Source organism: Nonomuraea sp. CA-143628, from assembly GCF_050942315.1.
Taxonomy (GTDB): domain Bacteria; phylum Actinomycetota; class Actinomycetes; order Streptosporangiales; family Streptosporangiaceae; genus Nonomuraea.
Genome location: NZ_CP192072.1, coordinates 2,753,025 through 2,765,582, shown reverse-complemented (window position 1 = coordinate 2,765,582; position 12,558 = coordinate 2,753,025). Strand labels below are relative to the sequence as shown.

The following is a 12,558-nucleotide window of genomic DNA, read 5'->3' as shown; positions in this document are numbered from 1 at the left end:
AGGGGGGTGGGTGAGGGAGCGGTTTGAGCGCCGAACCGTTGACCTTGCTGCCGCCAGACGCTAAGCGCTGCGATCAGGCGTGCAAATACGTATGTGCATCGGTAGCCATACCGATCTTTCGGTTCGCCCTGGTCAGAAGTGCGGGAGCTGGCAGACCGAGGACGTCATCGAGACCTTCACCGAACGCCGATACAGCGGATCAGCGCACCGAGGAGACAAGATGACCCCGTCAACCCCGAGCGCGTCGGCGCACCTGAAGATCGCACCGACGTTCCTGCAGGCACCTTCCCTTAGTACTCTCTGTAATTCCGGCTATGACCGAGCACGTTCCGACCAGTAGATGAGGTTGTGTCGGTTGGCCAAGGTGGATGGATGCCCGGCGCCTAGAACGCGCTCCCGTACGGGAAGCAAGGTCGCAAACTGATCACGCGCGGCCACCGCGTCACCCGCCTCACCCGTCCAGCGCGCGAGCTGGTGCCGGGTTGCGAGGGTGTGGCGGTGCTCGACGCCTTGGACGTGTTCGTATTGGGGCACCAAGGCGGCGAACGTGGATACTCATCGGGTGCCACTTCTCATGAGCCCATGGCAGGCGATGGCTGCGGCGGCCACCACATTCAGCGAGTCCACCCCCGCGGCCATCGCGGCCGCGCTCATCGGGATACACACCGCCTCGTCGGCCTCCTTCAGCCATCGCGACGACAACCCGTCCCCCTCAGACCCCAGCAACAGCGCCACGCGATCCGACAGCTTGACCATGTCGATCGGTACCATCGCCTGATCCGGGGTCAGCGCAAGCCTCTGAAAGCCCGCCTCACGGATCTGATCGAGTCCCGTGAACCAGTTCTCCATCCGCGCATACGGAATCGAGAACACCGCCCCCATGGACACCTTCACAGCACGGCGGTACAGCGGATCAGCGCACCGGGGCGACAGGATGATCCCGTCCACTCCCAACGCGGCAGCACACCTGAAAATCGCACCAACGTTCGAGTGATCGACCAAATCCTCCAGGACCAGAATCCGCCGCGTGTGTTGTTCGGCGCACTCCACGTTCGAGTGGTCCACGAGGTCCTCCAGGACCACCATGCGTGAGGTGCCCGCCAGCACCCGCTCCACCGACGGCAGCGGCAGGCGCTCCATCGACGCCAGCGCTCCCCGATGCACCTGGAACCCGGCGACGCCCAGCATGGTCTCGTCGCTCACCACGTACACCGTCGCGTCCCCGAGCACGTCCGCCAGCGGTTCCAGCCAGCGCGCGGTCGTCAGGACCGATCTGATCGGGTAGCCGGCGCCGATCGCGCGTCTGATCACCTTCTCGCCCTCGGCCACGAACAGGCCGCGCTCCGCCTCCAGGCTCTTGCGCAGGTCCACGTCCCTGAGCCGGGTGTAGTCGGTCAGGCGTGGGTCGGCGGGGTCCGTTACGTAGTCAGGCACCTTCAGATACTGCCATGAGGCGCGTGACCTGCCAGACCGCCGCATAGCAGCTGAGCACCAGGCAGAGGCCCACGAGCGTGCCCGCGCCCACCTTGGTGATGACGCTGGCCATGCCGAGTTTGGGGATGGGCTCGTCGACCATGGGCCACAGGAAGGCGCCCGCGACGGTGCCGGCCATGCACAGGGCCAGGACCGCCCGTCGTACGCCCGCGTGGAGCCGCAGCCGGTCGGGGACGGTCGCGGCGCCCATCCGGGTGAGGCCACGCCAGGCCCACCACACGACGATGGCCAGGCCCACCACCGAGGAGGTGTACTGGAGCAGGCGGAACAGCCTCATCACCCCGAACACCGACACCCCCAGCCATGGGCCCCACTCGCCGGGGCCGGTGGAGTGGGTGAAGGAGTCCCACAGGACGTGGGAGGCGGCGCCGATCAGGGCGCCGGCCAGGACCGCCGGCAGGTCGCGGAGGCGCGGCGGGAGCAGCGTCGCGGCGCGGCCCGCGAGGGCGGGTGGGAGCAGAGAGATCAGCGGCTCGCGGAAGAAGAGGTGGAACAGGGCCAGCAGGATGAGTACGGCGGCCAGGTCGATGGTGACGACGCCGCGCCAGGAGTGCCAGTCGGTGTAGTCGGGCAGGAACGGCAGGAAGATCGGCAGGTCGGGGACCATCGCGCCGATCGCCAGCGCCCATGGGTTGGCCAGCCGGCGGAACCGGGGTGACGACACCAGGGGAAGCACCGCCGCGATGTGACTGGGCGTGAACGGCACCGGCCCCAACCCCTCCCCCGTAGCTGATCTTCGAAGATTACCTCGCGAACCTTGAACAAGCTTTGCCCGTAGACCCTAAGGTCACCATTAGTAATGGGTAGCTTACTTATCGCTGTCGACGGCCGGAGTCGGGATTCGGGGGTTCAAGGTGCCTGAACAGCGGGTTCACGCTCATCCGGCCGCGTCAGCCGCCTGGCTGCGCGCCGCGCGCGTGGCTCGCTCCCTTTCGGTGCTCACCCTCGTGTGGCTGGGGGTGGAGAGCACGCTCGGCCTGGCCGCAGGCCTGGAGGCGCATTCGGTGGCGCTGATCGGCTGGGGGCTGTCGGCTCTCGTGGAGGCGGCGGCGAGCCTGATCGTCGTGTGGCGGTTCACCGGCTCGCGCACGCTGTCGCCGAGCGCGGAGCGCCGGGCGGGGCGGGCGGTCGCGGTGAGCTTCTGGCTGCTGGCTCCCTATCTGGTCGTCCACGTCGCCCACGATCTCGACGCCGGCCACCGGGCCGTGCCGACCGTGCTCGGCATCGTGGTGACCGCGGTCAGCCTGGCCAGTATGCCGGTGCTGGGGTTGGCCAAGCGGCGGCTCGGCCGGCGGCTCGGGTCCCCCGCGACTTCGGGGGAAGGCACCCAGAACCTCATCTGCGCCGCGATGGCCGCGGGCGTCCTGACGGGATTGTGGCTGAACACGCTCGGCTGGTGGTGGGTCGATCCGGTGATGGCGGTGGCTCTGGCAGCGGTCGCCACGAGGGAGGGAACTCGGGCCTGGCGCGGTCACTCATGCTGCCATTGACCGTCACACCAGGTAATCGTCGCACCAAACGGGCTGTTTTGCCACAGTAAGCGCACCGAGTATCGTTCCGGAAGTATTGCGGAGCATCTCCCGCTAGGGTCTCCGAAAGGTCCCGACACACCGAAGAGGACATCGTGGGGCGACACCGCACAGACGAGCTCGACGGCGGCTACCAAGCTCAGGAACCGACTCCCCGAAAGCGTGGGAACGGTGGTGGCCGCGGCAAGGTGTTCGTCCCGCTCGCCGGGGCGGTCGCACTCGCTGTGCTGCTGGGCGTCGCGGCGTTCGTCATCTTCAACCGCGACCACGACTGCTCGAACGGCAAACTGCCACTGCGCGTCGTCGCGAGCCCGGACATCCAGCCCGCGCTCAACAAGATCGCCGGTAACTACAACAAGGCCATGCACTCGATCGACAGCCGTTGCGTCGAGGTGACGGTGGCCAAGGAGGCCGCGGCACGGACCGCGAACGCGCTGGCCGCCGGCAAGGTCAACGCCGATCTGTGGGTGGCCGACTCCAGCCTCGTCGTCTCCAGGCTCCGCGGCCAGGCCGCGGGCGCCGCCCTGCCGGAGTCCAGCGGCTCGGTCGCCACCTCGCCAGTCGTGCTGGTGGCCGCCAAGGCCGCGGCGGCCAAGCTGGCCAGCAGCCTCCAGCCGAGCTGGGCGGGCGTCATCGCGGCGGCCAACGTCGCCAATCCGGACGGACCCGGCAAGAAGGTCCGCGTACTTGCCCTCGACCCGCAGAAGAACTCGGCCGGGATGGCCGCGCTGCTGGCCGCCGCCGGCTCGGCCCAGCAGGCCGGTCAGAGCAAGGCGCTGGTGGGCGCGCTCAAGGAGCTGTCGGGCCAGCTCGTCGCCGACCCGACCGCGCTGCTGGCCAGCCTGACCGTGAAGTCCGGGAGCAAGGTCCCGATCGGCGTCACGTCCGAGCAGACCATCTACCTCCACAACACGAAAAAGCCTGACACCCCGGTGGTGCCGCTCTACCCGGCCGAAGGCACGCTCAGCCTCGACTACCCGCTCGTGATCGTCACCAAGGACGCGGCGGCGCAGAAGGCCGCCGCGGCGTTCAAGCAGGAGCTCGGCACCGAGTCGGCCCACCGGACGCTGCGCGAGCAGGGCTTCCGTACGCCCGACGGCAAGGCCGGCGACGCCCTGTCCAAGGACAAGGGCTTCACCCCGGCCCCGCCCACACCGCTGCCCGCCCCGGACGACAAGACCGTGGTGAGCATGGCGCAGACCTGGTCCCGGCTGAACCTCGGCACCCGCCTGCTCACCCTGCTCGACGTCTCGGGGACGATGGCGCTGCCCGTCCCCGGCACGAAGATGACCCGCATGCAGGCCATCGGCAAGATCGCCGTCGAGGGGCTCGGGCTGTTCCCCGCCGACGCGGAGATCGGGGTGTGGGCGTTCTCCACCCACCTCGACGGACAGGGCAAGGACTGGCGCGAGGTGGTCTCGGTCGGGCCGCTCAGCGAGAGCGTCAACGGCGTGCTCCGCAAGGACGCCTTGGGCAAGCAGTTGGGGACCGCCCAGGCCAAGGCCACGGGCGACACGGGGCTGAACGACACGCTCAAGGCCGCGTACGCGGAAATGACGAAGTCGTACCAGGAAGACAAGATCAACACGATCGTGATCCTCACCGACGGCGCCGGCAACGACGATCCGGACGGCGGGCTCAGCAACAAGCAGATCCTGAACTATCTCAAGAAGACGTATAACCCCAAGCGCCCGGTCAGCATCCTCCTCATCGCCTTCGGCCCGGACGCTCCCAAGGGCAAGCAGCAGATGGACGCGCTCGCGCAGGCGACCGGCGGCGAGGCCTACATCGCCAAGAACGTGCTGCAGGTGCGCGACTTCTTCCTCCAGGGCATGCAGCGCCGCCTCTGCGCGCCGCGCTGCGATGGCTGATCCCCAAAAGGCGTCTGACCCCGTTAGTGATGGCTGGCCCCGTTAGTCACATCTGACGCTGTTTTCCCAGCTCATGCCAGTTGGGCATGGACTGACACGCTGTGGTAACCCCGCTCGCGCGGGGAGGCGTCCTACCCGCCGTGAGGGCTTCCGCCCTCGTTCAGCGGGGGAGGAAACGTGTCTGGATGGCCGGCTGTTGACCGCGGTGACGATCAGCAGGTGGTCGACGCGCTTCGGATGGGTGCCGTCGAAGGCGCGGCCAAGCTCTATGACGCTTATGCCGAGCGGTTGCACGACTACGCGTGCTCTCTTACCGGGGAGCGCGACGCCGCGGCCGATTCCGTACATGACGCGCTCGTCACCGCGCACGGGTGCGTCTCGCGACTGAAGGAGACCGGCCGGCTGAGAGCCTGGCTGTACGCGCTGACCAGGTTCCAGGCCGTCGCCCGGCTGGCCCACAGGAGCGGCTCGGCCAAGACCGGCAGCGTGCCGTTGCCGGTCTTCGACGAGCCGGAGGACCCCGAACTCGCCGCGCTGGTGCACGAGGCGCTCGGGGAGCTGAGCGGGAACGAGCGCGAGGTCCTGGAGCTGTCGCTGCGTCACGGGCTCACCCCGGCGGAGGTCGGCGCGGTGCTCGGGCTGACCTCTCGCCAGGCCGCCGCCCGGCTCGGCCGGGCGCGTGATCATCTGGAGAACGCCGCCGCCGCCGTGATCCTGGCCAGGATCGGACGCGCGCACTGTCCCGACCTGTCGGCAATGCTGGACTCGTGGGAAGGGCCGCTCACCTCGTTGCTGCGGCGGCGGTTGTCGGGACACATCTCAGGGTGCGAGGTGTGTACGGAGGGACGGCACCGGCAGGTGGCGGCCACCCGGCTGCTCGACATGGTGCCGGTGGCCTATCCCCCCATCTCGCTGCGCCGCAGGGTGGTCGACACCTGCGTCAACCCGGAGCGGGACCAGACCCGGACGCTGATCACCGACCGGGGCGACAGCTTCGACCGCACGGGATTTCCGGTGGCGGTCGAGCGGCGCTCGCGCCGCCGCAGGCCGCGCCGCCTCGGGCCCGTGCTGCTGGCCGGCGCGGCGGTGCTCGCGGCGACCGGCGCCATGGTCGCGATGAACAGCGGCGACCCCGCCAAGACCGCGCTGCGCGTGGCCCCCGCCCCCTCGGCCTCCCCCTCTCCTGACGACGCCTCTCTTGACGACCTGACCGGCACCACGCCGGAGCCCGAGTCTGAGTCCGAGGACGACAGCACGCCCACGCCTGACCCGTCCCCCACGGCGTCTCGCGGCGGCGTGCCGAGTACGAGACCCGCCACGACCACCAAGCCCGCGGCCGCCCCGACGGCCACCCGCCGGCAGACCGTGCGCGGCGCCCGGTTCGCCACCTCCTGCCCGGATGGGGTCGAGGGCGCCGCGAGGATCGGGCTGACCGCGCGCAACGCCACCGTCGCCTGGCGCGCGACCGCGTCCGCGGGGCTGCAGGTGTATCCCGCCAGCGGGTCGATCAAGGCGGGCGGCTCGATGGCGATCTGGGTCACGGTCGACGACCCCGGCACCGGTGGCAGCGGCTCGGTGTCCTTCAGCTCCAACGGCGGCGGCGCCACATGCTCGCTGTCGTGGCACGGCGGCACCGAGCAGACCCCGGAGCCGCCCACGGACCAGCCGACGAGCGGTCCCGAGCCGAGCGAGACACCCAGCGGGCCGACACAGAGCTCGTCCGTGGACAACGTCCAGGTGGACCCGCCCCACGACTCCTGATGGTTACTCGGGATGACATTCCGCCTGATAAGGCAGGGAAATTCTGACTCCCGGCCGTCAAATGGGCCTCCCCCACGCCAGTGACCGCTGAGCCCGGAGTACACTTACGTGACAAGTGGGGATAAAACGGACCATAGCTCGAAGATCTTGCCGCAAGTAGGGCATCCTTGTGGTTTGGGGACCGCAACGGAGGCCGGAGCATGACCGTGTGTTCAAAAACACACGAAGAATATCTGCCTACCGGTAACCCAGAGCGCGTCGCCAAGCGTCGGCATTGACGTGTCCACGGGTGCATTGGTCCCATGAAATGCGATCAATCGCGCCTTTACCCAGCTAGGCCCCAGGAGAGAAGACAAGTAGATGCTCAAGCACCGCAGAGCGCTGACGTGGATCCTCGCGCTCGCCTGCATCGCGGGAGCGGTGATCGCGCTGTTCGACATCCAGACACCGCTGCGCCCGCTCCTCATCTCTCTTTTCCTTCTGGTGGTGCCAGGAGCCGCAGTCGTAGGACTGTTGCGTGATCGTGACCCACTTGCCGCACTATCAGTAGGAGCTGCGGCAAGTCTCGTGCTTAACGTGCTTCTCGCCCAAGCCATGCTGCAGTTCAACGCATGGTCGCCTCGGGCCGGTGTGGCAACGGTCGCCGTGCTCGGAGGCTTCATGTACGTGCTTCGCGTGTTGTACCGGGGGAAGAACATGCAGACCGAACAGGGGGCCAAGGCAAGGTGAACATCACAGTCGTTCGCCCCGGAGACCTCGGAGAGTCCGAGCGGGCCAGGTGGCGCGCGCTCCAGAAGGCGGACCCGAGCCTGGACAATCCATTCCTCTCCGTCGAATTCGCCTTGGCGATGGACCGCCTGCGGGATCGGATCCGGGTCGCGGTCATCCAGGACGAGACCGGCATCGCCGGCTTCTTCCCGTACGAGCGCCACAGCTTCGGCATCGGCAAGCCGCTCGGCGGCTTCCTCACCACCTGCCATGGCCTGATCTCCGAGCCGGACCTGAAGTTAGAGGCTCGCGCGCTGCTGAGGGCCTGCAAGCTCAGCGTCTTCGACTTCGACCACCTGGTCGCGGGGCAGCCCACGTTCGCGCCTTATGAGAGCGACGTGCGCCCGGCGCCGGTCATGGACTTCACCCAGGGCTTCGACGCCTGGCTCCAGCAGGTGAAGACCAACTCCCCCAAGAACCTGAAGACCGTGCGCTACAAGGAGCGCAAGTTCGGCAGGGAGCACGGTGGGCTGCGCTTCGAATGGGCTTCGGCCGATCCGGAGGTGCTGCGCACCCTGCTCGCGTGGAAGTCCGACCAGTACAGACGGACGGGCCGGGTCGACCGGTTCGCCCAGCCCTGGATCGTCGAGCTGATCGACCTGATGTTCGCCGAGAAGTCGGCTGACTTCTCGGGTGTCCTTACCATGCTGTACGCGGGAGACGTGCCAGTCGCCGGCCATTTTGGACTGCGCACGGCCACCACGCTCGTCGGGTGGTTCCCCGCTTACGACACCGAGTTCGCCCGGTACTCACCGGGCATCGTGCACCATCTGCAAATGGCAGAGGCCGCCGCGGCGGCCGGGTTGCACATGGTGGACATGGGCAAGGGCGGCAAGGAATACAAGGACTGGCTCAAGAGTGGGGTGCTGTACGTCGCAGAGGGCCGGGTCTCCAGACCCTCCGCGTCGGCGGCGGTGCACTGGATGGGCAGAACTCCTTTCAACAAAGCCAGAACTATTGTCATGGACCGGCCGTCTCTATATAGGGCAGCCGACAGAGTCCTGAAGGGTTTCGGTCGGGTGCGCAGCACTTTGCAGCACCAGGAGTCATCCAACGCAGTCGTCAAGGAACCAACGGGAGCGCGCTAGCGCTCCCACCCCGTACAGCCCTAGCAATCCCCGCGCAACCCTCGCTCCCAGTGGACCCTTCATGCACCGTTCGCAGCACCGCCATTCCTCCTGCACCCGGGAGTGGCTGCGTCCGGCCAGTGTGCTGGGTCTCGGAAGGAATTCCCTCACCATGAGTCCCGACATCACCAAGCACAACGGCAAAGTGCAGATCGCGCCGCTGCGATCGATGCCACCTATTGAGCGTTTCACCCCGGTCACGCCTCACCTGGCCATCTCTCCCACGGTGAGCGTCGTGGTCCCGGCCATGAACGAGGCGGACAACCTGCCTCATGTCTTCGCCACGTTGCCCCAGTGGATCGACGAGATCATCCTGGTCGACGGCAACTCCGTCGACGACACCGTGGCGGTGGCCAGACGCCTGCGGCCCAACCTGAAGGTGGTCACCCAGACCGGCAAGGGCAAGGGTGACGCCTTGGCCGCCGGCTTCGCCGCCGCCAGCGGCGACATCATCGTGATGATCGACGCCGACGGCTCCACCGACGGCCACGAGATCATCACGTTCGTCGGTGCGCTGGTGACCGGCGCCGACTTCGTCAAGGGCTCGCGCTACGCCGCCGGTGGCGGCAGCGACGACCTGACCGTCGGCCGCCGGTTGGGCAACAAGGTCCTCACCGGCATCGTCAATGTGATGTACGGCACCCAGTACACCGACTTGTGCTACGGCTACAACGCCTTCTGGGCCCGCCACCTCGAGGTGCTCGACCTCGATTGCGACGGTTTCGAGGTGGAGACGCTGCTGAACGTCCGCGCCGCCAAGGCCGGACTGAAGGTGCACGAGGTGCCGAGCCACGAGCGCAACCGGATCCACGGCGAGAGCAACCTGCGCGTCGTGCGTGACGGCATGCGTGTGCTGAAGACCATCCTGCGAGAGTGGCGCCGCCAGCCCGCCCCTCCGCAGCCCAAGCCCGCCACTGCTCCGGCCGCGGACCGGGGTGTCGCGTAAGAAGGTCCGTTGTGAAGACGTCTGTTGTCATCTGCGTATACACCGACGAGCGGTGGGAGGACATCAGGCAAGCCGTCGAGTCGGTCGAGAATCAGCGGCGACGACCGTACGAGCTGATCCTGGTCGTCGACTACAACCCGGACCTGCACCTGAAACTCAAGCGTGCTTACCCACAGGCCATTGTGGTGGAGAACACGCACGAGAAGGGGCTGTCCGGCGGCAAGAACACCGGCGTGGCCACGGCCACCGGTGACATCGTCGCGTACCTCGACGACGACGCCGTCGCCGACCCCGGCTGGCTGGAGGCTTTGGAGGAGGGCTTCCAGGAACCGGGTGTCGTCGGCGTGGGCGGTCGCACCGAGCCGTTGTGGGCGTCCCAGCGCAGGCCGCGCTGGTTCCCCTACGAGTTCGACTGGACGGTCGGCTGCTCTTACCGCGGCATGCCCGCGGTAAGAGCGCCGATCCGCAACGTGATGGGCGGCAACGCCGCCTTCCTGCGCGAGGTCGTCTCCGAGGTGGGCGGCTTCCACAGCGGCATCGGGCGCAGCGTTCAGGGCCGCAAGAGCCGGCCGCTGGGCTGCGAGGAGACCGAGTTCTGCATCAGGCTGAGCCAGCGCAAGCCCGGCTCGGTCATGCTGTTCGAGCCGCGCGCGCTGATCGGGCACAAGGTGTCGGTGCAGCGCGAGCGGTTCGCCTACTTCAGATCCAGGTGCTACGCGGAGGGACTGTCCAAGGCCCTGGTCACACAGGAGGTGGGCACCCAGGACGGGCTGGCCAGCGAGCGGGCGCACGCGCTGAAGACGCTGCCGCTCGGCGCGCTGCGGGGCGTCGGCGAGGCGTTCCGGGGCGACGTCGGCGGGCTCGGCCGGGCCGCCGCGATCGTGGTCGGACTGGCCTGGACGACCTGGGGTTACCTGATCGGCTCGGCACGACTGAAGGCAGTGCGCTGATGATCCGCGTACCGATATTGATGTACCACTCTGTCGCCGACGACCCGAACGAGGAGACACTCCCTCACTCGGTACGGCCGTCGGACCTGGACGAGCAGCTCGCCTACCTGTCGGAGAGCGGGTTCACCCCGCTCACGCTGGGCGATCTGGTGGCCTCTCTGAACAAGAACAACGGCAGGTGCATGCCGGACAAACCCATCGTCCTGACCTTCGACGACGGCTACGCCGACTTCCACAGCCGCGCGCTGCCGCTGCTCGACCGCTACAAGTTCCCGGCCACGGTCTTCCTGACCAGCGGCTGGGTGGCGGACGCCGGCGACGACGCCGCCGGCAGACCGCTCGACGACATGCTCACCTGGGGTCAGGCCCGCGAGACCGCCCAGGCCGGCATGGAGATCGGCGGCCACAGCCACAGCCACCCGCAGCTCGACCAGCTCCACATCGACGAGCTGCGCCAGGAGCTGCGCAAGAACAAGGGCCTGCTGGAGGAGAAGATCGGCGCGCCGGTCGCCACCATGGCCTACCCCTACGGCTACTCCAGCGCCCGCGTGCGGCGCGAGGTGCGTAAGGCCGGCTACTTCGCCGCCTGCGCGGTCAACAACTCGATCGCCGCCGACCGTCACGACATGCTGGCCATCCCCCGGCTGACCGTGGCGCGGCACACCTCCATCAGCATGTTCAAGCGCGCCGTCGAGGGCACCGGTGTGCCCCTGATCTACCTGAAGGAGCGGGTCCTCACCAAGGGCTACGCGATCGTCAGGCGCACGAAGTACGGCCTGCAGCGGGTGCGTGGAAATGTCTAGCCTCTGGGGGAGGGTGCTGCGCGACCTTCGTAACCCCCTGTTCCGCAACGGCTACGCGCTGATGGCCAACACGGCGATCACCGCGACGCTCGGCATGGGCTACTGGCTGCTGGCCGCCCACTTCTACACGCCAGAGGAGTTCGGCCGGGGCCAGGCGATGATCACCGCGATGCGGTTGTTCGCGTCGCTGACCGCGCTGGGCCTGGTGGGCGCGCTCTCCCGCTTCCTTCCGCTGGCGGGCCGCCGCATCCCCGAGCTCATCCTGCGAGGGTACGGCCTGGCGGCGGCGACCGGCGGCGTGGCGGCACTCGGCTTCCTGCTGACCCTGCCCCTGTGGGGACGCACCTACTCGGTGCTCGGCGCGTTCGGGCCCGGCCTGTTCTTCCTCGGCTCGGTGCTGGTCTGGTCGGTGTTCACGTTGCAGGACGTGGTGCTGACCGGACTGCGCAACGCCACCTGGGTGCCGCTCAACAACCTGGTCTTCGGCCTGGCCAAGATGGGGTTGCTGGTCGCGATGGCCGGCGCGCTGCCCGACGGCGGCATCTTCACCTCCTGGATGGTGCCGACGGCGCTCGCGCTGATCCCGGTCAACTGGCTGATCTTCGGCGTCATCGTGCCCCGGCACATGAAGCGGACCGAGACCGTCCAGGATCCGCCGCGGCTGCGCGAGATCGGCCGGTTCCTGGCTGGCGACTTCCCCGGCACGCTGTCGATCCTGGCCATCGTCTACCTCGTGCCCACCGTCGTCGCGACCCGGGTGGACGAGGCCACGTTCGGCCGCTTCTCGATGGCGCACACGCTGGCCAGCATGATCGAACTGCTGGCCATGAACATGGCCGTGTCGCTGACCGTCGAGGGTTCCTTCGACCGGTCGCAACTGGCCGAGAACTGCCGCCGGGCGCTGCAGCGAGCCTTCATGATCATCGTACCGATCATCGTCGTGGTGCTCACGGGCGCGCCGCTCATCCTGAGCGTTTTCGGGGACGGCTTCGCGGCGGTGGGTACGACGTTGCTGCGGCTCATGGCGCTGGCCGTGCTGCCGCGAGTGCTGATCGAGGTCTATCTGAGCGTGCTGCGGGCGCGGAGTGACGCGCGGCAGCTGGCCTTCGTGCAGATCGGGCTCGCGGTGCTCGTTCTCGTGTCGATCCTGGCGCTGTTCCCGTTCGCCGGAGTCAACGCCGTTGGGTACGGCTTGTTGCTCAGCGAGACTTTGATGGCACTTTTGATCTTCAAATCTCTTCGCAAAATACTCATTCTTGGCGATACACGGCGGACTCCCGTCACTCAGGGGTCGTCCGGGGCCGCATGA

At 67.9% G+C, this 12,558-nt stretch carries 12 protein-coding genes and 1 pseudogene; 9 read left to right on the top strand and 4 right to left on the bottom strand.

What is annotated here, in order from left to right; all coding sequences use genetic code 11:
* Window positions 1–138 precede the first annotated feature (138 nt).
* The 4 genes and pseudogenes from ACQP2T_RS13000 to ACQP2T_RS12985 form a co-directional block, all read right to left on the bottom strand.
* A pseudogene (locus ACQP2T_RS13000) lies at window positions 139–273 on the bottom strand (TrmH family RNA methyltransferase); the annotation flags it as partial.
* 39 nt (window positions 274–312) lie between these two features.
* Complete coding sequence (locus ACQP2T_RS12995; RefSeq protein WP_433519764.1) at window positions 313–438, bottom strand: hypothetical protein; 126 nt, start codon at window positions 436–438, stop codon at window positions 313–315.
* A gap of 117 nt (window positions 439–555) precedes the next feature.
* Window positions 556–1,479, bottom strand: a complete 924-nt coding sequence (locus ACQP2T_RS12990) for a TrmH family RNA methyltransferase (RefSeq protein WP_433516393.1) — start codon at window positions 1,477–1,479, stop codon at window positions 556–558.
* Window positions 1,427–2,200 carry a DUF4184 family protein gene (locus tag ACQP2T_RS12985; RefSeq protein ID WP_433516392.1) on the bottom strand — a complete coding sequence of 258 codons (774 nt, stop codon included), beginning with the start codon at window positions 2,198–2,200 and terminating at the stop codon, window positions 1,427–1,429. The genes ACQP2T_RS12990 and ACQP2T_RS12985 overlap by 53 nt, the downstream gene beginning before the upstream one ends.
* 148 nt (window positions 2,201–2,348) lie before the next feature.
* Here ACQP2T_RS12985 and ACQP2T_RS12980 point away from each other — a divergent pair, with 148 nt between their 5' ends.
* From ACQP2T_RS12980 to ACQP2T_RS12940, 9 genes are all read left to right on the top strand, one after another.
* Window positions 2,349–2,984 (top strand): cation transporter, encoded by a 636-nt coding sequence (locus tag ACQP2T_RS12980; protein ID WP_433516391.1) that lies wholly within the window; start codon window positions 2,349–2,351, stop codon window positions 2,982–2,984.
* A 134-nt stretch (window positions 2,985–3,118) separates the two neighbouring features.
* Entirely contained in the window at window positions 3,119–4,894 is a 1,776-nt protein-coding gene (locus ACQP2T_RS12975) for a substrate-binding domain-containing protein (RefSeq protein ID WP_433516390.1), read from the top strand.
* A 177-nt stretch (window positions 4,895–5,071) separates the two neighbouring features.
* Window positions 5,072–6,655: a sigma-70 family RNA polymerase sigma factor gene (locus ACQP2T_RS12970; protein WP_433516389.1), complete on the top strand. Its 1,584-nt coding sequence runs from the start codon at window positions 5,072–5,074 to the stop codon at window positions 6,653–6,655.
* Between the two features lie 360 nt (window positions 6,656–7,015).
* Window positions 7,016–7,384, top strand: coding sequence for a hypothetical protein (locus ACQP2T_RS12965; RefSeq protein ID WP_433516388.1), 369 nt, complete (start codon window positions 7,016–7,018; stop codon window positions 7,382–7,384).
* Window positions 7,381–8,511 (top strand): GNAT family N-acetyltransferase, encoded by a 1,131-nt coding sequence (locus ACQP2T_RS12960; RefSeq protein WP_433516387.1) that lies wholly within the window; start codon window positions 7,381–7,383, stop codon window positions 8,509–8,511. The genes ACQP2T_RS12965 and ACQP2T_RS12960 overlap by 4 nt, the downstream gene beginning before the upstream one ends.
* 151 nt (window positions 8,512–8,662) lie before the next feature.
* A complete protein-coding gene (locus ACQP2T_RS12955) occupies window positions 8,663–9,496 on the top strand; it encodes a glycosyltransferase family 2 protein (RefSeq protein ID WP_433516386.1) in 834 nt (277 codons plus the stop codon).
* A gap of 11 nt (window positions 9,497–9,507) precedes the next feature.
* Complete coding sequence (locus ACQP2T_RS12950; RefSeq protein ID WP_433516385.1) at window positions 9,508–10,446, top strand: glycosyltransferase family 2 protein; 939 nt, start codon at window positions 9,508–9,510, stop codon at window positions 10,444–10,446.
* Window positions 10,446–11,249, top strand: a complete 804-nt coding sequence (locus ACQP2T_RS12945; RefSeq protein WP_357644162.1) for a polysaccharide deacetylase family protein — start codon at window positions 10,446–10,448, stop codon at window positions 11,247–11,249. The genes ACQP2T_RS12950 and ACQP2T_RS12945 overlap by 1 nt, the downstream gene beginning before the upstream one ends.
* Window positions 11,242–12,558: a lipopolysaccharide biosynthesis protein gene (locus ACQP2T_RS12940; protein ID WP_433516384.1), complete on the top strand. Its 1,317-nt coding sequence runs from the start codon at window positions 11,242–11,244 to the stop codon at window positions 12,556–12,558. Before ACQP2T_RS12945 ends, ACQP2T_RS12940 begins: the two co-directional genes overlap by 8 nt.

Bases quoted from the DNA above. Each gene is read 5' to 3' on its own strand.
- ACQP2T_RS12990 (WP_433516393.1), bottom strand. From the start codon at position 1,479: ATGCGGCGGTCTGGCAGGTCACGCGCCTCATGGCAGTATCTGAAGGTG.
- ACQP2T_RS12945 (WP_357644162.1), top strand. From the start codon at position 10,446: ATGATCCGCGTACCGATATTGATGTACCACTCTGTCGCCGACGACCCG.
- ACQP2T_RS12940 (WP_433516384.1), top strand. From the start codon at position 11,242: ATGTCTAGCCTCTGGGGGAGGGTGCTGCGCGACCTTCGTAACCCCCTG.
- ACQP2T_RS12965 (WP_433516388.1), top strand. From the start codon at position 7,016: ATGCTCAAGCACCGCAGAGCGCTGACGTGGATCCTCGCGCTCGCCTGC.
- ACQP2T_RS12955 (WP_433516386.1), top strand. From the start codon at position 8,663: ATGAGTCCCGACATCACCAAGCACAACGGCAAAGTGCAGATCGCGCCG.